Genomic DNA, 21,630 nt, shown 5'->3' with positions numbered 1-21,630 from the left:
GCCCTCCGCCCTCAGGAGAGCTGGCCGATGACCGGCTCCAGCTCGCCCCTGAGCCACTCCAGCCCGATGGGCGCGGGGGAGTTCAGGGCGTTGGCGAAGGCCAGGTCGGCGTGGTACACGGTCGAGGCCTCGACCGCGGGCAGCTCCTGGAAGAGGGGGTCCTCGGCCAGCCTGTCGCGGTCCTCCCCGGTCGGGGCCCACACCATGAGCACGTCGGCGTCGAGTTCCTCGGTGCGCTCCAGGGGCAGCGGTTCGCCCGTCTGGGTGTTGTCCTGGTTGTCGGCCGGCCGCAGCCCGAACAGTTCGAGCACCGAGCCGTTGCCGAAGGCGTACTGCCCCGGGTCGGCGCGCACCCATTGGTAGGTCCTGGAACCGATGTCGGGCACCCGCTCGCCGACCTCGGCGAACGCCGCGCCGATGTCGGTGATCAGCTCCTCGGCCTCCTCCTCCCTGCGCAGCGCCCGGGCGGTGGTGCGCAGTCGCGCGTCCCAGTCCACGTTGAGGGCCTCGGAGTCCGGGGCGACCGTCGGCGCGATGGCGTTGAGCTGCTCGAACGTGGTCGCGTCCGGAACCTGGTAGGTCTCGGCCAGGATCAGGTCGGGCTCCACCGAGGCGATGGCTTCGAGGTTGGGCCCGCCGTCGGCCGAGACCAGGCCGGGGTCGGCGATCCCGGCCAGCTCCTCGGCCAGCCAGGGGGTGGCGGCCTCCAGGGTCCGGGGGTCGGCGGCGACGGCGACCGGCGTCACCCCCAAGGAGAGGGCCTCGTCGGCCGCGGCGAAGCCCAGGGCCAGGACCCGGCTCGGGCTCTCCTCGACCGTGACGCCGCCGTGGAGGGTCTGGACGGTCACGGGGTAGCCGTCGGCGCCGGGGGAGGAGGTCTGGTCGGCCTCCCCGGCCCCGGCGCCGCACCCGGTCACGGCGACGGCCAGCGCTATCGCCGCGGCGGCCCGGCGCCTCCCGCGGCCGACCGCCGCGCGCTCTCGTCCCATGCTCACGTACGCACACCTCTCACTCGCCGCGAAGCGCCGCTCCGCGCCGCGCGGCGGGCGATGGGGGAGCCGTACGGGCTCCCGCGCCACGCGCGCGGTTAAGGGAAGGCTTACCTTGTTCTCTGCTGGTGGGAGGGTGCCGCACCGCCCTCCCCGAAGCGACCTCCGGGCACCGGGCGGGGGCGCCGCCCCGGGCCCGACGCCCCGGGGTCCGAGGGCCCGCTACGCTCGGTCGCATGTGGCGATTCGTACGCAAACCAGCCAGGGTGCCGCGTCGGGGCGCCGACATCGGGGCTCACCTGGTACCGGAGGCCTTCGGAGTCGACCCGGTCCTGAGGACCGCGTGCGACGCCGTTCGCGAGGGCGACCTCGAAGCCGGTGCCTCCCTGCTCGTGGAGAGCCGGGAGGACCCCGAGACCCGCGTACTGCGGGTCGAGGCGCTGGCCAGGGCCGCCGCCGACCTGCCCGGGGAGATCGTCGGACTCCTGGAGGCCGGCGCCGACCGGGCCGACACCATGCTCTGGCTGGGCCACACGCTGCTGGCCCGCGCCCTGGTCCGGCCCTCCGGCGGGACCAGGGCCGACGAGAAGGCCGCCTCCGCCGCCCTGCACGAGGCGGGGGAGGCCCTGGAGGCCGCCGCCCGGCTGCGCCCCGACGACGCGGCGCCCTGGGCCGGGCTCCAGACCGCCGCGATGGGCCTGGGCGCGGACCGGGAGGAGAAGGACCGGATCTGGCGCGAGATCATCGCCCGCGCGCCCCACCTGTTTCCCGCCCACACGGTCCGCACGCGCACCCTGTCGGCCGCCCGGGGCGGCAGCGCCGAGGAGATGTTCGCGTTCGCCGGAGCCGCCGCCGACACCGCGCCCGAGGGCAGCCCCCTGCCGTCCGTGCTCGCCCTCGCCCACGCCGAGCACGTGCGCACGGAGCAGAAACGCCTGACCGCCGAGGGCAACCTCCCCTCCATCGTGGACATGGCCCTGGGCCGCCTGCACGGGGAGTCGGTCCAGGAGCTGTTCGAACTCGCGCGCGGGTGGGTCGCCGGGGCGGTCGCGCACCCGCGCGACGCCCAGGCCCACCATCTGTTCGGATGGGCCTTCCACCGGGCCGGGATGGTGCAGGCGGCGCACTGGCACCTGGCCGCCGTGGGAACCGTGCGGTGCGACATGCCCTGGTCCTTCTTCGGCCCCGCCCACACCGAACTGATCCGCGCGATGGCCGAACTCGGGGTCGACCCGGGCCGGGGAGCCCAGGGGCCGGCGGCGGTCTGAGTACCGCTACTCAGGTGCGGGCGGCGCGCACCGGGCAGTCTGGGGACATGAACCACCGCTCTCCCGCCCCCGCCTCCGTCCCGCGCACGGTCCTGCTCGCCTCGGCCGCGGCCCTCGCCGCGGTCGCCCTGGCCCACCTGGTCGGGTGGGGCGTCGCCCACGCCATGGACGCGGCCCACACGGCGCCCGACGCCAACATCGGCGCCGGGATGGCCCTGCTGCTCCTGCCCTTCCCCCTCGCCCCGGTCATGGCCTGGCCGCTGGCCCTGGCCGTCCGCCTGCCCCGCCCGGGGACCACGGCGCTGGTCTGCACCCCCGTCTACCTGCTGCTGGCCGTCGTGGTGTGGACCCTGTGGCCCGGCGCGGCCGACCGGACGCCGCAGGACTCCTTCCTGCACCCCGTGCTGGAGTCCACGTGGAGCCTGGTCGCCGCCAACGCGCTCATCCTCGCGGTCGCGCTGGCCGCCGCCGCGCTGGTCGTCCGCGGCCGGTCCGCCCCCGCCGTCCGCTCCTGAGGGCGCACGCGCCCCGGCGCCCGAAAAGCCCTCGCCAGGGCGGCGGGGGCTCGGCCACAATGCACGGGTGCTACTGACGATCACGACCACGGCGAGCCCGGCGACGGACCTCGGCTTCCTGCTGCACAAGCACCCCGACAGGGCGCAGAGCTTCGAGCAGTCCTTCGGCACCGCCCACGTCTTCTACCCCGAGGCCAACGAGCAGCGCTGCACCGCCGCGCTGATGCTCGACGTCGACGCGCAGGCGCTGCTGCGCACGCGCACGTCGGTGAGCACACCCGACTTCGCGCTGGCCCAGTACGTCAACGACCGCCCCTACGCGACGTCGTCGCTGTTCACGGTGGCGCTGGGGCGGGTCATGCGCTCCGCGCTCCGGGGGGACTGCGAGCAGCGCCCCGAGTTGGCGCGCACGCCGATCCCGCTGGAGCTGCGCATGCCCGCGGTGCCCTGCCGGGGCGGCGCCGAGCGCGCGCGGTCGCTGTTCGAGCCCCTGGGGTGGGCGGTGGAGGCCGAACCGGTCCCGCTCGACCCCGGGCTGCCCGGATGGGGCGACTCCCACTACCTGTCGCTCACCCTCACCGGCACCGTGCGGCTGTCCGAGGCGCTCAGCCACCTGTACGTGCTGCTGCCGGTCCTGGACGGCAACAAGCACTACTGGGTGGACCGCAGCGAGGTGGACAAGCTGCTGCGGGCGGGCGGGGTCGCCGCCGGGACCACCGGTGACGCCGGTGCCGTCGAGGGTGCCGGTGCGGACGGGACCGACGGTGCGGACGGGACCGACGGTGCGGACGGGAGCGACGGGCCCGCCGAGACCGGCTGGCTCGCCGGACACCCCGAACGGGCCTGGATCGTCCGCCGCTACCTCAACCGCCGCGACGGCTACGTGCGCACCGCGCTGGCCCGCCTGGCCGAGGCCGACGACCTGACCGGGGACGGGGAGGGCGACGACCCCGGGGACGAGGAGGCCGCCGCGGCGCCGCCCCTGGAGGAGCGCGCCCCCAGCCTGGCCGAACAGAGGGCCGGAGCGGTCATGGCGGTGCTGGCCGCCGAGAACGCCACCAGCGTCATCGACCTGGGCTGCGGCGCCGGGCAGCTGCTCACCCGCCTGGTCCGCGACCGCTCCCTGGAGCGCGTCACCGGCGTGGACGTCAGCGTGGTCAGCCTCGAACGCGCCCACCGCAGGGTGTGCCGGGGCTGCGACCCGGGCGGGCGCGACCGCCACCGGCCCCTGTTCTCCGACACCGTCGCGGCCCGCGACCGCGGCGGGGACGCGCGGCCCGGGCCGGAACTGCTCGTCGGCTCGGTCGTCTACCGCGACAGGCGGTTCGAGGGCTACGACGCCGCCGTCCTCATGGAGGTGGTCGAGCACCTGGACCCCTCGCGGCTGCCCGCGATGGAGGAGAGCGTGTTCGGCTCCGCCCGGCCCCGCGTCGTCGTGGTCACCACGCCCAACGCCGATTACAACACCCACTACGAAGGGCTGGAGGAGGGCGCCTTCCGGCACAGCGACCACCGCTTCGAGTGGACGCGCGCCGAGTTCGCCCTGTGGGCGGACGGGGTCGCCGAGAAACACGGCTACCGCGTCCGCCACCTGCCGGTCGGGCCCGAACACCCCGACACCGGCGCACCGACCCAGATGGGAGTCTTCGTCCGATGAGTACGACCGAGAGGACCGGGGCCGCCGAGCCGCGCGTGCTCGGCGTGCCCGAGATGGGGCTCGTCGTGCTGGTCGGGGTCTCCGGTTCCGGCAAGTCCACCTTCGCCGCCCGGCACTTCGCCCCCACGCAGGTGATCGGCTCCGACCGCTGCCGGGGCATGGTCAGCGACGACGAGAACGACCAGGCCGCCACCGCCGACGCGTTCTCGCTCCTGCACACCGTCGTGGACATCCGGCTGCGCCGGGGCCTGCTCGCCGTGGTCGACGCCACCAACGTGCAGAGCAGGGCCCGTCAGGAACTCGTGCGCATCGCCAAGGACAACGACGTGCTGTCCACGGCCATCGTGCTCGACGTCCCCGAGGCCCTGGCCCGGGAGCGCAACCGGGACCGGCCCGACCGCGACTTCGGCGACCACGTCATCCGCCGCCAGCGGCGCGACCTGCGCCAGAGCCTGCGGCACCTGCGCCGGGAGGGCTTCCGCAAGGTGCACGTGCTCCAGGGGCCGGAGGAGATCGACGCCGCCGTCATCGAACTGGAGCGCGCCTGGCCCGACCGCAGGGAGCTCACCGGCCCCTTCGACATCGTCGGCGACGTGCACGGCTGCCGCGAGGAACTGGAGGAGCTGCTGGGCGACCTCGGCTACGAGCTGACCCGCGACGACCTCGGGCGCCCGGTCGGCGCCCGCCACCCGCGGGGGCGCACGGCGGTGTTCGTCGGCGACCTCGTGGACCGGGGCCCCGACAGCCCCGGCGTCCTGCGCCTGGTCATGGGCATGGTCGCCGACGGCGACGCCCTCTGCGTGCCCGGCAACCACGAGAACAAGCTCGTCCGCGTGCTCAAGGGCGGCAAGGCCCAGCTCACGCACGGCCTCGCCGAGACCATGGAACAGCTGGGACGCGAGAGCGAGGAGTTCCGGGGGCGCGTGCTGGACTTCTGCGACGGGCTGGTCAGCCACCTCGTCCTGGACGGGGGCGCGCTGGTCGTCGCGCACGCCGGGCTCAAGGAGGAGTACCACGGGCGGGCCTCCGGCCGGGTGCGCTCCTTCGCCCTGTACGGCCAGACCACCGGCGAGACCGACGAGTACGGGCTCCCGGTGCGGCTGCCGTGGGCGCGCGAGTACCGCGGCCGGGCCGCCGTGGTCTACGGGCACACGCCCATGGCCAAGGCCGAGTGGGTCAACAACACCCTCTGCCTGGACACCGGCTGCGTGTTCGGCGGCAGGCTCACCGCGCTGCGCTACCCCGAGCGCGAGATCGTCGACGTGCGGGCGCGCCGCACCTGGTACGAGCCCGCCCGGCCGCTGACGGACACCGCGGACGGGGAACCCGCCACGCGCCCCGACGCCGCCGTGGACGTCACCGACATCGGCGTCGGCGACACCCGCACGGGCATGTTCGTGGAGACCGGGCACGGCCTGGTGCGCGCCGACGGCGGCAGCACCCTGGCCGCGCTGGAGGTCATGAGCAGGTTCGCGGTGGACCCGCGCTGGCTGCTCTACCTCCCGCCGACCATGGCGCCCGCACCGACCTCGGCCGAGCCCGGGCTGCTGGAGCACCCGAACGAGGCCTTCGCCTCCTTCCGGGGCTCGGGGATCGGCGAGGTCGTGTGCGAGGAGAAGCACATGGGGTCGCGGGCCGTGGCCGTGCTGTGCCGGGACGCCGACGCCGCCGAACGCCGGTTCGTGCCCGGCCAGCTGGGCACCGTCTACACCCGGACCGGACGGCCCTTCTTCTCCGACCCGGCCCTCCAGGCCGAGGTCGTGGACCAGCTGCGCCGGGCGGTCACCGACGCGGGGCTGTGGGACCGGCTGGGCACCGACTGGGTCGCCCTGGACGGGGAGATGCTGCCGTGGTCGGCCAAGGCCCGGTCGCTGATCCGCGAGCAGTACGCGTCGGTGAGCGCCGCCGCCCGCGCGGCCCTGCCCGCTGCCGGGATCGCGCTCGCCGCCGCGGCCGGGCGCGGTGTGCCCGTGGACGGGCTGATCGAGGGGGTCGCACGCCGGACGGAGCAGGTGGAGGAGTTCAGCCGGGTCTACCGGCGCTACTCCTGGGACACCGACGGCACCGCCGGACTCCGGTACGCGCCGTTCATGGTGCTGGCCTCCGAGGGGCGCGAGTACGGGGACGCCGACCACCTGTGGCACATGGCCGTCGCCGAACGGCTCGCCGAGGCCAGCGGCCTGGTCCACCCCACCCGCTACCGGGTCGTGGACACCACCGACCCGGGCGCGTGCGCCTCGGCCGCCGACTGGTGGGCCGACATGGTCTCCACCGGCGGCGAGGGGATGGTGGTCAAACCCGTCCTGGGCGCCCGCGCCACGGGCCGCAAGGGCCTGGCGCAGCCCGGGCTGAAGGTGCGCGGGCCCGAGTACCTGCGCATCATCTACGGGCCCGACTACACCGACCCCGAGCGGATGGCGGTCCTGAAGGACCGACAGGTGGGCCGCAAGAGCGGGCTGGCCATGCGCGAGCACAAGCTGGGCCTGGAGGCGCTGGCCCGCCACGCCCGGCGCGAACCGCTGTGGCGCGTGCACGAGCCGGTGTTCGCGGTGCTGGCCCTGGAGTCGGTCCCGGTCGACCCCCGGCTGTAGCGGGCGGGGCGGCGGTCGCGCGGCGGAGGAGCCGCGCGACCGCCGCCCTCGGAGGAACCCACGAGGCGGGGGCGCCTCCAGGCTGGTCCGATCCCACCAACGGCGTTCCGATTCGCCTCCTTTTCACGCCTTCTCTTTCGGTCGGCCATCCGCAGGGGCCATGATGTGCACGCCCGTCAACCCCCACTCCCCTCCGGAGAAGATGTGTCCCCCAACCGACCCGGACGCCTGGTCGCGTCCACGTCCGCCGCGGCGGCGGTGCTCCTGGGCCTCGGGCTCACGTCCGCGCCGTCCGCTCTCGCCGACACCGCCACCCCGGTGGTCAGCGAGGTCTACGGCGGAGGCGGCAACAGCGGCGCGCAACTGCGCCACGACTTCGTCGAACTGGGCAACCCCACCGGTGAGGCGTTCTCCCTCGACGGCTGGAGCGTGCAGTACCTGCCCGCCAGCCCCAGGCCCGCCACCCAGGTGCAGGTCACGGCACTGAACGGCGAGATCGGCGCGGACGGGCACTACCTCGTGCGCCACGCCGCGGGCGCCGGGGGCGGCGTCGACCTCCCCGACCCCGACGCCACCGGCGGCACCAACATGTCCGCCACCTCCGGCACGGTCCTGCTCGTGCGGGGCACCGACCCCGTCACCTGCCGGACCGCCGCGGAGTGCGCCGCGGACGCCTCCGTCGCCGACCTCGTCGGCTACGGGGACGCCGTCGTCCACGAGGGAGCGCCCGCGCCCCGGCTGAGCAACACCACCTCCGCCTCGCGCGACGACGCCCTCACCGACACCGGCGACAACGCGGCCGACTTCACGGCCGCGGCCCCCTCGCCCACCAACACCGCGGGCCAGACCCCCGGCGGCGGAACCGTCCCCGAGGAGCCCGTCGAGCCCGGAGACCTGCGCGTCCACGACGTCCAGGGCACCACCCGCACCTCCCCCTACGCCGGACAGCAGGTCACGGGCCTGCCCGGCGTGGTCACGGCGGTCAACCCCTTCGGTGGCGCGCGGGGGTTCTGGTTCCAGGACGCTGAGGGCGACGGCGACCCGCGCACCAGCGAGGCGCTGTTCGTCTTCACCGGGTCCACCACCCCGGACGTGGCCGTCGGCGACGAGGTCCTGGCCGCCGGACGGGTCAGCGAGTACAGTCCCGCCTCCGGCGCGCAGACCATCACCCAGCTCGACCAGGCCCGCTGGACCGTCCTGTCCTCGGGCAACGCCGTGCCCGACCCGGTCCTGCTCGACGAGGACGCCGTCCCCGAGGCGTACGCGCCCGAGCCCGGCGGCGACGTCTCCGAGCTCGACCTGGACCCCGGCGCCTACGCCCTGGACTTCTGGGCCGCGCACGAGCACATGCTCGTCCGCGTGGAGGACGCGCCCGTCGTCGGCGCCACCGACGACTACGCCGCGCTCTGGGTGACCACCGAGCCCGGACGCAACCCCACCGTCAACGGCGGCACCCGCTACGGCTCCTACGACGACCCCAACTCCGGACGGATCAAGGTCGAGTCGCTGCTCGACCGCGACCGGCACCCGTTCCCCGAGGCGAACGTGGGCGACACCCTCGCCGGGGTCACCGAGGGCCCCCTCTACTACAGCCGGTTCGGCGGCTACCTCATCCGCGCCACCACCCTGGGCGAGCACGTACGGGGCGACCTGGAGCGCACCGCCGTCCGCGACGCGCGCCGCCACGAGGTCAGCGTCGCCACCTACAACGTCGAGAACCTCGGCGGGCGCGACGACCAGGCCAAGTACGACGCGCTGGCCGCCGGGATCGTCGAGTCCCTGAACTCGCCCGACATCATCGGCCTGGAGGAGATCCAGGACAGCACCGGACCGACCGACGACGGCGTCGTGGACGCCGACGTCACCCTGGACCGGCTGGTGGAGGCCGTGGAGGCGCACGGAGGCCCCGCCTACGAGTGGCGGCAGATCAGCCCCGAGGACAAGCAGGACGGCGGCCAGCCCGGCGGCAACATCCGCAACGCGTTCCTGTTCGACCCCGAGCGCGTGGAGTTCGTCGACCGCGAGGGCGGCGACGCCACCACCGCCGTGGAGGTCGTGGAGGGCGAACGCGGCGCCGAGCTGTCGGTGTCCCCGGGCCGGATCAGCCCGAACGACCAGGCCTGGGAGTCCAGCCGCAAGCCGCTGGTCGGCCACTTCCGCGCCCTGAACCGGGACGTCTACGTGGTCACCAACCACTTCAACTCCAAGGGCGGGGACGAGTCCCTGCACGGCGTCCACCAGCCGCCGCGGCGCACCAGCGAGACCCAGCGCCACGCCCAGGCCGGGCTCGTGCGCGACTTCGCCGAGGAGCTGCTGGCAGTGGACCCCGAGGCCAACCTCGTGGTCATGGGCGACCTGAACGACTTCCAGTTCTCCCGGACCCTGGAGATCCTCACCGCCGACGGGCCGCTGCACAACCCGATGACGGACCTGCCCGAGGAGGAGCGCTACAACTACGTCTTCGACGGCAACTCCCAGGCCCTGGACCACATCCTGGTCAACCAGGCGCTCGCGGGCCGGGTCGAGTACGACATCGCGCGGATCAACTCCGAGTTCTCCGACCAGGTCAGCGACCACGACCCCCAGGTGCTGTGGCTGGACACCCGCCGCGGCACCCCGCCCGGGCGCCCCTGAGGCCGCCCGGCTCCCGGCGCGTCCCCCGCGCCGGGAGCCGGGTTCCCGGCCGGTCCCCTTCGCGCCGACGGGGTCAGCGCACGTCCCGGCGGCTCAGCACCGTCGCGGCGAGCACCCACAGGGCGAGGGTGGTCGCCGCGGCCGCGAGCGCGACGGAGAACGCCGTCGGCAGGTCGAGGGACCCCGCGTCGGAGACGGCCGTGCTGCCCAGGCTGAGCGACGTGGTGACCAGCGACTGCGGCAGGAGGTAGGAGACCACTCCGCCCTCCCCGGAGTAGAGGAGGCCGACCCCGGCGACGCAGCCCAGGAGGCCCAGGGCGACGGGCGCGGCGAAGGAGCGGACCAGCATCGACAGCAGGGACTGCAACGCGGCCACCGGCAGCGCGGCGACGACGCCCAGCAGGGCGGCGGCCGCGCTGTGCCAGGGCAGCCAGCCGTCCAGGCCCAGGACGAGCTTCCCGCTCAGCACCACCAGCCCGAGCAGCACGGACTGCATCGTCACGACCACCAGGGCGAGCGAGGCGAGCTTGGCGCCGACGACCGAGAACGCCCGCGCGGGGGCGGCCATCAACAGGTTCCAGTTGTGGCCCCGGTGCTCCATGCGCCACGCGGCCGACGCCGCCACCGCGATCCCCATCGACATGAACACCATGCCGTAGAAGAGCACCACCTGGGACCAGTAGGACGCCCACCCGGAGGAGAGCGCCTCCTCGTTGGCGCCGTAGTTCACCGTCCCCGTGATGACCGCGAGCAGCGGCAGCACCACGGCCACGATCCACAGGGCCGAGCGGCGCAGCTTGGCGAGCTCGGTGAGGACCATCCCCATCACGCCTCCGTCCGGTCGAAGCGGTGACCGGCCACGGCGAACAGGGCGGCCACGAGCACCAGGAACGCGGCCAGCCAGCCGTATCCGGGCGTGATCGCGGCGAAGCCGTCCTCACCCATCCCCAGCGGGGAGACGACCGCGTAGTAGCCCCAGGGCAGCGCGCGCGCCAGGGCCGGGGGCATCAGCAGGGCGAACACCCCGCAGAACGAGCCGAGCAGTCCGAGCGCCAGCCCGACGAGCTGGTTCTCCACCAGGGCGGCCAGCAGCACGTGCAGGCACAGCATCGCCAGGTCCACCAGGAGCAGCCCGAAGGCGTACCAGACCCACATCCCGACGCGCGGCTCCACGGTGATCCCCGCGGCCAGGCCCGCCGTGAAGACCAGGATGGTCTGGGCGGCCACCGCGGCCGCCAGCAGCAGGCCCAGCACCGCGACCTTGGCCCGGCACAGCCGCCCCGGACCGAACCCGGCCACCTGCGACAGCGTCCAGCCCCGGCCCTGGTGCTCGATGTCCACCTGCCTGCTGGCCAGCACCGAGACCAGGAGGGGCGAGGTCATGGCCGCGATCATGACGTAGCTCATGAGCAGGCCCTCCCACGGCTGGGCGGCCGGATCGCCGAAGCCCTCCCGCGCGGAGTCCGACATGAGGTTCATGCAGGACAGGCCCACGACGGCGGCCACCATGACCGCGCAGACCAGCACGACCCGGAGCCCGCGCGCCTTGCGCAGTTCGAGTTTCACCGCCGTCAGGGTCACAGCAGCCCCTCACGGCCGGTGAGGTCCATGAAGACCTCCTCCAGGGACTGCTGGACGCGCCGCACCCCGTGGATCGGCACGTCCTCGGCGACCAGCCGCCGCACGAGCGCGGCGGTGTCCTCGTCGCCGAACCCGGACAGGCGCACGCCCCGCTCCGCGCGCACGGCTGGGATGCCCAGGGCCAGGGCCCGGTCGGGTTCGGGGGTGTCCACGAGCAGGTCCGGCACGCTGCGGTGGAACAGCTCGGTCCGGGTGCCCTGGAAGACCAGCTTTCCGCGGCCCAGGATGCCCAGCACCGAGGCCATCCTGTCGATCTCGTCGAGCAGGTGGCTGGAGACCATGACCGTGACGCCCTCCCCGGCCAGCGTCACCAGCAGTTCGCGGATCTCCTCGATGCCCGCGGGGTCCAGGCCGTTGGTGGGCTCGTCGAGGATGAGCAGGCGCGGCTCCCGCGCCAGGGCCATCGCGATGCCCAGGCGCTGCTTCATCCCCAGCGAGTACGTGTGGACGAGCTTGCCCATGTGCTCCTGGAGGCGCACGGTGGCGACCGCGCGGGAGACCTGCCGGTCGCTGAGCCCGAGCATCCGCTGGACGATCGCCATGTTCTCCCGCCCGGTCAGGTGGGCGTAGCCGGGGGGCGCCTCGATGAGGGAGCCGATCTCCCGCAGCAGGGCGGGGCGCGTGTCCCGGTTCATCGGCTGTCCGAAGACGGTGATCTCGCCCCGGGTGGGCCGGGCCAGCGACAGCAGCATCTTCATGGTGGTGGACTTGCCCGAGCCGTTGGGGCCCAGGAAGCCGTAGACGCAGCCCGGCGGCACCCGCAGGTCGAGGTCGTCGACGACCGTCCGCGCACCGTAGGCCTTCGTCAGGTGGTGGGTGGTGATGATGTGGTCCATGGAACTCCTTCCACCGAGGAGCTTCCGGCACCGGGACCGGGGAGGGCATCGTGCCGGGGGAGGGGAAACGCGCTCCTACCGCGGTAGGAGGAGGGGGCGCGGGGCGTCGGGAGGGGCGGGTACGGGGCGGGCCCGTTCACGCCTCCCGGAGCAGGTCCTCGCGGCCCACCAGCCCGGCGCGGAACGCGAACAGCACGGCCTGCACCCGGTCGCGGGAGCCGGTCTTGGCCAGGACGTGGCCGACGTGGGTCTTGACCGTGGGCATGGACAGCACGAGGCGCTCGCAGATCTCCGTGTTCGTGTACCCCAGCGCCACGGCGACGAGGACCTCCTGCTCGCGCGGGGTCAGCGAGGCGGCGGCGCGGCGGGTGTCCCTGTCGATCGGGACCGGACGCGAGGACGGGCCGCCGAGCAGCGGACGCACGTGCCCGAGCAGCCTGCGCGTGGAACTGGCCGAGATGACGGAGTCGCCCCGGTGCACGGTCCGCACGGCCTCCAGCAGCTCCTCGGGCGGGGTGTTCTTGAGCAGGAAGCCCGCGGCCCCGGCCTCCACGCCCTCGACCACGTACTCGTCGGTGTCGAAGGTGGTGAGGATGACGACGCGGCAGTCGGCCCCGGAGGAGACGAGGGAGCGTGTGGCGCTCAGGCCGTCCGTGCCGGGCATCTGGACGTCCATGAGCAGGACGTCGACGGGGTCGGAGTGCTGCCGGGCGAGGGCTTGGGCCCCGTCGGCCGCCTCCCAGGCCACGGTCAGGTCCGGCTGGGAGTCGATGACCATCGCCATGCCCGCCGTGAACAGAACCTGGTCGTCGGCCAGCCCCACGCGGATCACGCCTTCTCCCAGGGAACCACCGCGCGCACCCGCCAGGTGCCGGTGGCGTCGTCGGCGCCGGCCTCCAGGGCGCCGCCGTGCAGGCCCACGCGCTCGCGCATGCCGACCAGGCCGTGGCCGGGGCCCCGCCGGGCGCGGTCCGGGGCCGTCCCGGCGGCGGAGGACGCCCCCGCCGGGGAGGAGCCTCCGGTGGGGGAGGGCGCCCCGGTACCTGAGGGGCTTCCGATGCCGACGTGCCTTCCGATGACGGAACTCCTTCCGGTGACGGAGGGCGTTTCGGTGCCGGAGGAACTCGCGGGTGCCGAGGGGCCTGCGGGCACCGAGTGACCCGCGGTTTCCGAGCGGCCTGGGAGGCCCGCGGGAGCGGTGAGGGCCGTGGGCACGGTCTCGCGGACGGGGTTGGCCACGTCGATCCCGACCCGTCCGGGCGACCACGTGAGCTCGACCCGCACGGCGGAGGGCCCGCCGTGCTTCAGCGCGTTGGCCAGCGACTCCTGCACCACGCGGTAGACCGTCAGGGACGCGGTCGCGGGCAGGGTCGCCGGGGCGTCCGCGTCCTTCCGCCCGCCGCGCGGGGCGGCCGGGGACCCGTGCTGGACCAGGCGGATCCGCAGACCGGCGCGGCGGTACTCCTCCACCAGGCCGGGCAGGTCGCCGACCCCGGGGGCCGGGGCGGCCCCGCGCTCCTCGCCGTCGCGCAGGACGCCCAGGAGCTGGTGCAGCTCCGCCGCCGACTCGCGTCCCACCTGGGCGACGGTGGCCAGAGCGGCCACCGCGCGCTCCGGGGCGGCCTTCGCGGCGTAGCGGCCGCCGTCGGCCTGGGCGACGATGACGTTCAGCGAGTGCGCGAGGATGTCGTGCATCTCCCGGGCGATACGGGTCCGCTCGTCGAGCGCGGCCAGGCGCACCTCCTGCTCCCGCTGGGTCTCCAGCAGCCGGGCGTGCTCCACGACGCGGGCGAACTCCTCGCGGTTGCGCCTGCGGAACGCTCCGAGCAGGGAGAACAGCGCGACCGCCGTCCACGCCGAGAAGACGCTGTTGAGGCGCAGTTCCGGGTCCGGGGAGAGGTGGTCCGGCGGGATGGAGAGGACGGCCCAGGCCGCTCCGGTCAGGAGCAGGACGAGGCCGACGGCGCGCCACGGACGCGGTAGCTCGGCCTGCGCTGTGTAGGAGGCGACCAGGGCGCAGATGCCCACCGGAGCCGTGAGCTGGTCGAGCCAGAGGATGTGGAACGCCAGCAGGAACCCCAGTACCGCGAGGCACGCGAACGGGCGGACGCGGCGCAGGGCCAGGGTGGCGCAGCACGCGGTGGCCAGCACGAGGTAGACCCACGACTCGGCGGTGTCGAAGCTGGCTCTCGGCCAGGTCGCCATCGACATGGCGAACCAGACGACGGCCCAGAGCGCGTCCACGGCGAGCACGTGGCCGCGGGCCCACAGCGTCACGCGGTCCAGGAGGGAGCGTGGGGACAGGTCGGGCATTCCTCCAGGATAGGAACGCGCGGGCCGGAGGGCCTCGTGCCACGGCATGAGACCGGGGCGTCCGAAAGGCGGTCCCTCGGCCCCCGGACACCGACGAAGGGCAGGTCAGGGGCGGGGCGTGTCCACGGGCCCGCTTCCGCGGGGCGCCTATCCTGGGGAGCGCCCGCGACGCGGCGGGCGCACTACACCCAGGGAAATGAGACATGAACGTACTGCTCACCGGCGGTGCCGGGTACATCGGCTCCCACACGGCGGTCGAACTCCTCGAAGCCGGGCACGAGGTCGTGGTCGTGGACCTGCTCTCCAACAGCCACGAGGAGGCCCTGCGCCGCGTCGAGCGCATCACCGGGCGCACCGTCGCCTTCCACCGGGCCGACTGCGCCGACCCCGAGGCGATGCGCCGGGTCTTCGCCGAGCACCGCGTCGACGCCGTCATCCACATGGCCGGGCTCAAGGCCGTGGGGGAGTCGGTGGAGCAGCCGCTGCGCTACTACCGCAACAACATGGACTCCCTGTTCACGCTCATCGAGGTCATGGACGAGCACGGCGTGCGCGACCTGGTGTTCAGCTCCTCGGCCACCGTCTACGGAGACCCCGAGCGGGTGCCGATCACCGAGGACAGCGCCCTGTCCGCCACCAACCCCTACGGCGCCACCAAGCTGTTCGCCGAGCGCGTCCTCCAGGACACGGCCGCCGCAGACCCGCGCTGGCGGATCACCTCCCTGCGCTACTTCAACCCCATCGGCGCCCACCCCAGCGGTCTGATCGGCGAGGACCCCCAGGGCGTCCCCAACAACCTCTTCCCCTACGTGGCGCAGGTCGCCGCGGGCCGCCGCGAGCGGCTGAACGTGTTCGGCGACGACTACGACACCCCCGACGGCACCGGCGTGCGCGACTACCTGCACGTGGTGGACCTGGCCCAGGGGCACATGGCCGCCGTGGAGCACCTCGCCGACGCGTCCGGGTACCGCGTGTACAACCTGGGCACCGGGCAGGGCACCTCCGTCCTGGAGGGCCTGCGCGCCTTCGTGCGCGCCACCGGCGTGCCCGTCCCGTACGAGGTGGTCGGCCGCCGCCCCGGCGACATCGCCGTGTGCTTCGCCGACCCCTCGGCCGCCGCCCGCGACCTGGGCTGGAAGGCCGTGCGCACGGTGGACGACGCCTGCCGCGACGCGTGGCGCTGGCAGTCGGCCAACCCCGCGGGCTTCAGCGCCTGAGCCCCGGGGGAGCCCCCCGGCGGCCCCGTCGCGCGCGCTGAGCCGGACCGCACACGCGCGCGGGGCCTTCCGGGCGTGTGCAACGCCCTAGACTGGGCGGACATCCCTGTACTTCCTGCGGAAGGTCCTCCGTCGTGTCCGTTGGTGCTGAGAGCACGTTCGACACCGTTCTCGTCGTCGACTTCGGCGCGCAGTACGCGCAGCTGATCGCACGCCGGGTCCGCGAATGCCACGTGCACAGTGAGATCGTGCCCTCGACCATGCCCGTCGAGGAGATGCTCGCCAAGAAACCCAAGGCCATCATCCTCTCCGGCGGCCCGTCGTCGGTCTACGCCGAGGGGGCCCCGAACCTGGGCCCCGAGCTGTTCGAGACCGGGGTGCCCACCTTCGGCATCTGCTACGGCTTCCAGGCGATGACCCGGGCCCTGGGCGGCACCGTCGCCAGGACCGACCTCAGTGAGTTCGGCCGCACCGAGCTGTCGGCGGTCACCGACTCCCTGCTGTTCGCCGGTATGCCCGCCGAGCAGCTGGTCTGGATGTCGCACGGCGACTCGGTGGTGGAGGCCCCCGAGGGCTTCGCCACGACCGCCAGCACCGCGGGCGCCCCGGTCGCCGCGTTCGAGCACACCGGCCGCAACCTCTTCGGCGTCCAGTTCCACCCCGAGGTCCTGCACACCGAGCACGGCCAGGAGGTGCTGCGCCGCTTCCTGTACGAGGGCGCCGGGTGCCGACCCACCTGGACGATGGTCAACATCGTCGAGGAGCAGCTGGAGCGCATCCGCGAGGACATCGGCGACAAGCGCGTCATCTGCGGGCTGAGCGGCGGCGTGGACTCCGCGGTGGCCGGCGCGCTGGTGCAGCGCGCCGTCGGCGACCAGCTGACCTGCGTCTTCGTGGACCACGGCCTGCTGCGCAAGGGTGAGGCCGAGCAGGTGGAGAAGGACTTCGTCGCGATCACGGGCGCCAAGCTCAAGGTCGTGGACGCCGAGGAGCGGTTCCTGTCCGCCCTCGCGGGGGTCTCCGACCCCGAGGAGAAGCGCAAGATCATCGGCCGCGAGTTCATCCGCGTGTTCGAGCAGGCGGCCCGCGAGGTCGTCGCCGAGAGCGGCGAGAGCGGCGCCGAGGTCGAGTTCCTGGTGCAGGGCACCCTCTACCCGGACGTGGTGGAGTCCGGCGGCGGCACCGGGACCGCCAACATCAAGTCCCACCACAACGTGGGCGGTCTGCCCGACGACCTCCAGTTCACGCTGGTGGAACCGCTGCGCGAGCTGTTCAAGGACGAGGTGCGCAAGGTCGGCGAGGAGCTGGGCCTGCCCGCCGAGATGGTCTGGCGCCAGCCCTTCCCCGGCCCCGGCCTGGGCATCCGCATCATCGGCGAGGTCACCCGCGAGCGCCTGGAGATCCTGCGTGAGGCCGACGCGATCGCCCGTGAGGAGCTGACCCGCGCCGGACTCGACCGCGACATCTGGCAGTGCCCGGTGGTGCTGCTCGCCGACGTGCGGTCGGTGGGCGTGCAGGGCGACGGGCGCACCTACGGCCACCCGGTCGTGCTGCGCCCGGTCAGCAGCGAGGACGCCATGACCGCCGACTGGTCGCGCGTGCCCTACGACGTGCTGGCCAGGATCTCCAACCGCATCACCAACGAGGTGCGCGAGATCAACCGGGTGGCGCTGGACGTGACCAGCAAGCCCCCGGGCACCATCGAGTGGGAGTAGCCCCCGCCGGGGACCGGACCCGCGGGAGCGGCCCCCGAGCGGCGGACGGGCCCGGGGTGACGACGTGTCGTCACCCCGGGCCCGTCCGTTTTCCGTTCCGTCCTCGCGGCGCCGCGCAGGGGAGCGGTCGTCCACAGGCGCGGACCGGGGGTGGCGGAGCGGGGCGTCGATGCGGTGTCCTGGATACAGGGGGGCTCCCCACCCCGTCGGCACGGTGCTGCCCCGCGACAGGCGCGGCACGCCCCCGGCCCGGGGCTCAGTCCACGATGTGCTCGATGTTGATCTCCGTGGCCTCCGCGCCCGCCCGGTGGTTGAGCACCAGCGTGCGCGGCTCCATGTCGTCGCGCAGTATGAACACCAGCTCGCCCCCGGCGGCGACCCCGGGGCCGATCCCGGCCGAGTCCCACAGCGGGGCCTCCACCTCGCGCACGGACGGAGCCTGGGCGTTGACGGGCTCCCGGCTGGTCGTCATGTGCTGCGCCGTGTGCTCGAACTCCACGAGTTCGTCGCTGAGGTTGAACAGCTCCAGGTCCACCACGCAGTACTGGCCGGTCGACGGCAGCTCCGAGCGGATGTTGTGCTCGGTCAGGCCGCAGCTGACCCCGCTGATCCGGTACTCGACCATGCGGTCGGCGGAGGCGCCCGACATCCCGCTGGGCACCTCGCCGGGAGCCTCCTCCTCGTCGGCGCCGCCGGGGGACTCGTCGCCGGGCGCGGGCGCCTGCGGTTCCGGGGCGGCGCCCGACTGCTCGGAGGCGTCCCCCTGGGAGTCGCCGTCCCCGAAGAGCGACCAGTCGCTGAGGTTGGTCAGCACGGTCGCCATGACGATCAGGGCCGCCAGCAGCGCCACGGCGCCCAGCACCAGGGCCACGACCGTCCCCTTGCGCCGGTTGGGCGCGGCGGGCTGGTGCGGTGGCGGCGGCACCGGCGGAACGTAGGGCTGCGGACCCCGGCGGCCCGTCTGCTGGTCGGCCGGGGGGACCATCGGGATCGGCCCGGTCGAGGCGGGGTGCGGCGCCTGGGCGGGGCCGGGCACGGGCCGGGACTGCTGCACCGGGCCGCCCTGGGGCTGCCCGCCCGGGGCCTGGACCCCGGGGGCCTGGTGCACCTGCTGCGCCTGGCCCCCCGGCGGGGGACCGGCCGGATGGCCCGGCGGCGGCCCCTGCGGGCGCGGGTAGTTGCCCGTCTGGTGCGCGGGCGGGGGCATGGGCGCGGGCGGTGCGCCCTGGTACTGGCCGGGCGCCGGGTGCCGCATGCCCGCCATGGTCTGGTGCGGCCCCTGCTGGGGGTGGGGCATGCCGTGCGGGGGCATCGGGGGCAGGTTGGGCCGCCACGACTGGTGCAGCGCGTGGGACACCATGTCGTTGGGGTTGCTGTTGTCCTCGCCGCCCGCCAGCTCCAACAGCAGGTCCTGGGCGGTGGGGCGGCGGCCCGGCTCCTTGGCCAGCGCGCGCGTCACCAGGCGGTCCAGGGGGCTGATCAGGTTGCCGATCTGGGGTTCGGCGAACAGCACCCGCTTGCCCAATGTCATGGCGTCGCCGTTGCCGAAGGGGTGGGTGCCGTTCCCGGCGAAGGCCACCAGGCAGCCCCAGGCGAAGATGTCCGCCGAGGTGGTGACCTTCTCCTCCAGCAGCTGCTCGGGAGCCATCCAGCCGGGGCTGCCCATGACGATGCCGGTCTGGGTGTGGTTGGTGGCGGTGTTCATCGCGCGGGCGATGCCGAAGTCGATCACCCGGGGCCCCGAGAGCGACAGCAGCACGTTGGCGGGCTTGAGGTCGCGGTGGACCAGCCCGGTGCGGTGGATGGCGGCCAGGGCGGCCGCCACGCCCAGTGCGAAGCCGTGCAGCGTCGAGGAGTCCAGCGGACCGTTCTCGGCGATGTGCTCGGCCAGGGCGGTGCCCGCGATGTACTCGGTGACCATGTAGGGACGGTTCTCGAACGTCCCGTGGTCGAGCACCTTGGCGGTGCAGAAGGAGGCGACCTTGCGGGCGTTCTCCATCTCGTCGCGAAAGCGCGCCCGCGTCGCCTCGTCGAAGGCGAGCTCCGGGCGGATGACCTTGATGGCTACCTGGTTGTTGCGCTCGGGAGTGCTGCCCAGGTAGACGGTTCCCATGCCGCCGCTACCCAGCTTCCCGGACAGCACGTAGGGACCGATGGTGGCCGGATCCCCGGCGGCCAGCGGTTCCAGGTTCTTCGGGAGCCCATCCGACGGCAAGCGACCCTCCCCGACGGTGTCCAAACTCCGCCTTGCCCCAAGGTAGCGGTGTTTGTGCCCGGATTCCCACTCACGGGCCTGATTGGGCCGTTCTGGGGGCGGGCGGAAACTGACATGACAGTGGTGACGATCCCCGAACCGCGTCCGGGGTTCCCGTTTTCCTCTGACGGCGTACGCGCCGACGGGAGGCGGTGAACACACCGGAGCCCCCGGAGGGCACTGTGTTCACGCAAGGTGGGGGTTCCTTTACGATTGGGGACTCGTGACCGTTAATACCACCGTAACCGTGCGGGTCCCCGCGAAGGTGAACCTCCAGTTGGCGGTGGGGCCCAGACGTGAGGACGGGTTCCACGACCTCGTCAACGTGTTCCACGCCGTCTCGCTGTTCGATGAGGTTACCGTCCAGGCGGCTTCCTCGCGCCGACCGAGCCCGCCCGGCGGTGTCGGATCGGCCGCCGAAGCCTTCGCCGGACTGACCGCGGGCGGCGCGCTGGGGTCCCACCTGTCCCGGGTGCCCCTGGACGGGTCCAACCTGGCCGCGCGCGCGGTGACCCTGCTGGCGGAGCGGACAGGCCGGGGCCTCCCCGTCACGGTCCACCTGGACAAGAACATCCCGGTGGCGGGCGGCATGGCCGGGGGCAGCGCGGACGCCGCGGCCGCCCTGCTGGCCTGCGACCGTCTGTGGGGCTGCGGCCTGCCGCTGGAGGAACTGCTCGGGTACGCGGCCGACCTGGGCAGCGACGTCCCCTTCGCGCTGCTGGGCGCCACCGCGGTGGGCACGGGCCGCGGGGAGGTCCTGCGGCCGATGACCAGTCCGGGAAGGTTCCGCTGGGTCTTCGCCCTGTCGCCGCACGGCCTGTCCACGGCCGGCGTGTTCGCCGAGTACGACCGCATCCGCCCGGACGCCCCCGAGCCCCTGCTGGACCGGGGGCTGGCCGACGCGCTCGCCGGCGGCGACCCGGCGGCCCTGGGAGCCGCGCTGACCAACGATCTCCAGGAGGCCGCGCTCTCGCTGCTGCCCGAGCTGGAGCGCACCCTCAAGACCGGCGCCGGTGCGGGGGCGCTGGGCTCCCTGGTGTCGGGGTCCGGTCCGACCTGCGCCTTCCTGGTCGGCGGCGGCGCCGAGCGGGAGTCGGTCGTCGCGGAGCGGGAGGCCGCGGTGGTGGCGGCGCTGGAGGGCAGCGGGCTGTGCGAACAGGTCGTGACGGCGTACGGGGACGTCCCCGGGGCCGCCGTCCTGTGACGTAAATCACTTCTGCCTTTCCCGGCCGGAGGGGGCTCGCGCCAGTTGACCTCAACCATTGTTGAGGTTCAACACTGGTGGACATGACCACCGCAACCGCTCTCTCGCGCTACGCCGACCTGCCGGCCCTCATCGGACTCATGGAGGGTGACGAGAAGCACAACGGGGCGGCCCACTCGACACTCGACATCGTGTGGGTGCTCTACGACCGTGTGCTGTCCGTCACCCCCGAGACCGCCGACGATCCCGCACGGGACCGGTTCCTGCTCTCCAAGGGGCACGGCCCCGCCGCCTTCTACGCCGTGCTCGCGGCCAAGGGCTTCCTGGACGTGCCGACGCTGCGCGGCTGGACCGCCTTCGACTCACCGCTCGGCCACCACCCGGACCGGCTGCTCGTGCCGGGCGCGGAGATCGGCAGCGGGTCGCTCGGCCACGGGCTGCCCCTGGGCCTGGGCAGCGCGCTCGGCCTGCGCGCCCAGGGCGTCCGCCGCTCCGACGGGACCGAACCCCGCGTCGTGGTGCTCGTCGGCGACGGCGAACTCGACGAGGGCAGCAACCACGAGGCCATCGCCGTCGCCGGACGGCTCGGCGTGGACAACCTCACCGTCGTCGCCGTGGACAACGCCTCCGCCAGCCACGGATGGCCGGGCGGGATCGGCGCCCGCTTCGGGATCGAGGGCTGGGAGGCCCGCGACGTCTCCGGCCGCGACCACGACGCCCTGTACGGGGCGCTCACCCGGCCCCACCCCGGACGGCCGCTGGCCGTCGTCGCCCGCGTCCGTTCCTAGGAGAACCC

Annotated in this window: 16 protein-coding genes; 9 read left to right on the top strand and 7 right to left on the bottom strand. The window is 73.9% G+C overall.

All coding sequences use genetic code 11. The annotated features are described in order from the left end of the window. Positions 1–11 precede the first annotated feature (11 nt). Positions 12–989: an ABC transporter substrate-binding protein gene (locus ACSTA4_RS25205; protein WP_444964272.1), complete on the bottom strand. Its 978-nt coding sequence runs from the start codon at positions 987–989 to the stop codon at positions 12–14. 236 nt (positions 990–1,225) lie between these two features. Between ACSTA4_RS25205 and ACSTA4_RS25200 the strand changes: the two genes are divergently transcribed. The 5 genes from ACSTA4_RS25200 (at position 1,226) to ACSTA4_RS25180 (ending at position 9,654) form a co-directional block, all read left to right on the top strand. Continuing rightward, positions 1,226–2,257, top strand: a complete 1,032-nt coding sequence (locus ACSTA4_RS25200) for a hypothetical protein (protein WP_444961267.1) — start codon at positions 1,226–1,228, stop codon at positions 2,255–2,257. Positions 2,258–2,304: 47 nt separating this feature from the next. After that, positions 2,305–2,772 (top strand): transporter, encoded by a 468-nt coding sequence (locus tag ACSTA4_RS25195; RefSeq protein WP_444961266.1) that lies wholly within the window; start codon positions 2,305–2,307, stop codon positions 2,770–2,772. Positions 2,773–2,839: 67 nt separating this feature from the next. Next, the gene (locus tag ACSTA4_RS25190; protein ID WP_444961265.1) at positions 2,840–4,429 is read left to right on the top strand and encodes a 3' terminal RNA ribose 2'-O-methyltransferase Hen1; all 1,590 of its coding nucleotides are present in this window, start codon (positions 2,840–2,842) and stop codon (positions 4,427–4,429) included. Continuing rightward, entirely contained in the window at positions 4,426–7,020 is a 2,595-nt protein-coding gene (locus ACSTA4_RS25185; protein ID WP_444961264.1) for a polynucleotide kinase-phosphatase, read from the top strand. Before ACSTA4_RS25190 ends, ACSTA4_RS25185 begins: the two co-directional genes overlap by 4 nt. A gap of 204 nt (positions 7,021–7,224) precedes the next feature. After that, on the top strand, positions 7,225–9,654 hold the full coding sequence (locus tag ACSTA4_RS25180; protein ID WP_444961263.1) for an endonuclease/exonuclease/phosphatase family protein: 2,430 nt from the start codon (positions 7,225–7,227) through the stop codon (positions 9,652–9,654). A 73-nt stretch (positions 9,655–9,727) separates the two neighbouring features. Here ACSTA4_RS25180 and ACSTA4_RS25175 read toward each other — a convergent pair whose 3' ends face one another. The 5 genes from ACSTA4_RS25175 to ACSTA4_RS25155 form a co-directional block, all read right to left on the bottom strand. Beyond that, positions 9,728–10,480, bottom strand: coding sequence for an ABC transporter permease (locus tag ACSTA4_RS25175; protein ID WP_444961262.1), 753 nt, complete (start codon positions 10,478–10,480; stop codon positions 9,728–9,730). Then, entirely contained in the window at positions 10,480–11,235 is a 756-nt protein-coding gene (locus tag ACSTA4_RS25170; protein ID WP_444961261.1) for an ABC transporter permease, read from the bottom strand. Before ACSTA4_RS25170 ends, ACSTA4_RS25175 begins: the two co-directional genes overlap by 1 nt. Continuing rightward, entirely contained in the window at positions 11,232–12,131 is a 900-nt protein-coding gene (locus tag ACSTA4_RS25165) for an ABC transporter ATP-binding protein (RefSeq protein ID WP_444961260.1), read from the bottom strand. The genes ACSTA4_RS25170 and ACSTA4_RS25165 overlap by 4 nt, the downstream gene beginning before the upstream one ends. 136 nt (positions 12,132–12,267) lie before the next feature. Beyond that, positions 12,268–12,963 carry a response regulator gene (locus tag ACSTA4_RS25160; protein ID WP_444961259.1) on the bottom strand — a complete coding sequence of 232 codons (696 nt, stop codon included), beginning with the start codon at positions 12,961–12,963 and terminating at the stop codon, positions 12,268–12,270. Next, positions 12,960–14,444, bottom strand: a complete 1,485-nt coding sequence (locus ACSTA4_RS25155) for a sensor histidine kinase (protein ID WP_444961258.1) — start codon at positions 14,442–14,444, stop codon at positions 12,960–12,962. Before ACSTA4_RS25155 ends, ACSTA4_RS25160 begins: the two co-directional genes overlap by 4 nt. A gap of 203 nt (positions 14,445–14,647) precedes the next feature. On the opposite strand from ACSTA4_RS25155, the gene galE reads away from it, so the two are divergent. Then, positions 14,648–15,661 (top strand): UDP-glucose 4-epimerase GalE, encoded by a 1,014-nt coding sequence (galE, locus tag ACSTA4_RS25150; protein ID WP_444961257.1) that lies wholly within the window; start codon positions 14,648–14,650, stop codon positions 15,659–15,661. Positions 15,662–15,795: 134 nt separating this feature from the next. Then, entirely contained in the window at positions 15,796–17,376 is a 1,581-nt protein-coding gene (gene guaA / locus ACSTA4_RS25145; protein WP_444961256.1) for a glutamine-hydrolyzing GMP synthase, read from the top strand. A 256-nt stretch (positions 17,377–17,632) separates the two neighbouring features. Here the strand turns inward: guaA and ACSTA4_RS25140 are convergent, their stop codons facing one another. Then, positions 17,633–19,591: a protein kinase domain-containing protein gene (locus tag ACSTA4_RS25140; RefSeq protein ID WP_444961255.1), complete on the bottom strand. Its 1,959-nt coding sequence runs from the start codon at positions 19,589–19,591 to the stop codon at positions 17,633–17,635. A 262-nt stretch (positions 19,592–19,853) separates the two neighbouring features. Between ACSTA4_RS25140 and ACSTA4_RS25135 the strand changes: the two genes are divergently transcribed. Together ACSTA4_RS25135 and ACSTA4_RS25130 are read left to right on the top strand one after the other, a co-directional pair. Beyond that, complete coding sequence (locus ACSTA4_RS25135) at positions 19,854–20,834, top strand: 4-(cytidine 5'-diphospho)-2-C-methyl-D-erythritol kinase (protein WP_444961254.1); 981 nt, start codon at positions 19,854–19,856, stop codon at positions 20,832–20,834. Between the two features lie 83 nt (positions 20,835–20,917). Further along, positions 20,918–21,622 carry a thiamine pyrophosphate-dependent enzyme gene (locus tag ACSTA4_RS25130; RefSeq protein ID WP_041553241.1) on the top strand — a complete coding sequence of 235 codons (705 nt, stop codon included), beginning with the start codon at positions 20,918–20,920 and terminating at the stop codon, positions 21,620–21,622. The last annotated feature ends 8 nt before the right edge of the window (positions 21,623–21,630 follow it).

It is taken from the genome of Nocardiopsis sp. M1B1 (assembly GCF_052466615.1).
This window is presented reverse-complemented; position numbering and strand designations above follow the sequence as displayed.

What these genes read in the sequence shown, in the direction of transcription:
- galE (WP_444961257.1), top strand. Translation starts at nt 14,648, where the DNA reads ATGAACGTACTGCTCACCGGCGGTGCCGGGTACATCGGCTCCCACACG.
- ACSTA4_RS25155 (WP_444961258.1), bottom strand. Translation starts at nt 14,444, where the DNA reads ATGCCCGACCTGTCCCCACGCTCCCTCCTGGACCGCGTGACGCTGTGG.
- ACSTA4_RS25130 (WP_041553241.1), top strand. Translation starts at nt 20,918, where the DNA reads ATGACCACCGCAACCGCTCTCTCGCGCTACGCCGACCTGCCGGCCCTC.
- ACSTA4_RS25205 (WP_444964272.1), bottom strand. Translation starts at nt 989, where the DNA reads ATGGGACGAGAGCGCGCGGCGGTCGGCCGCGGGAGGCGCCGGGCCGCC.
- ACSTA4_RS25200 (WP_444961267.1), top strand. Translation starts at nt 1,226, where the DNA reads ATGTGGCGATTCGTACGCAAACCAGCCAGGGTGCCGCGTCGGGGCGCC.
- ACSTA4_RS25195 (WP_444961266.1), top strand. Translation starts at nt 2,305, where the DNA reads ATGAACCACCGCTCTCCCGCCCCCGCCTCCGTCCCGCGCACGGTCCTG.
- ACSTA4_RS25175 (WP_444961262.1), bottom strand. Translation starts at nt 10,480, where the DNA reads ATGGGGATGGTCCTCACCGAGCTCGCCAAGCTGCGCCGCTCGGCCCTG.
- ACSTA4_RS25185 (WP_444961264.1), top strand. Translation starts at nt 4,426, where the DNA reads ATGAGTACGACCGAGAGGACCGGGGCCGCCGAGCCGCGCGTGCTCGGC.
- ACSTA4_RS25165 (WP_444961260.1), bottom strand. Translation starts at nt 12,131, where the DNA reads ATGGACCACATCATCACCACCCACCACCTGACGAAGGCCTACGGTGCG.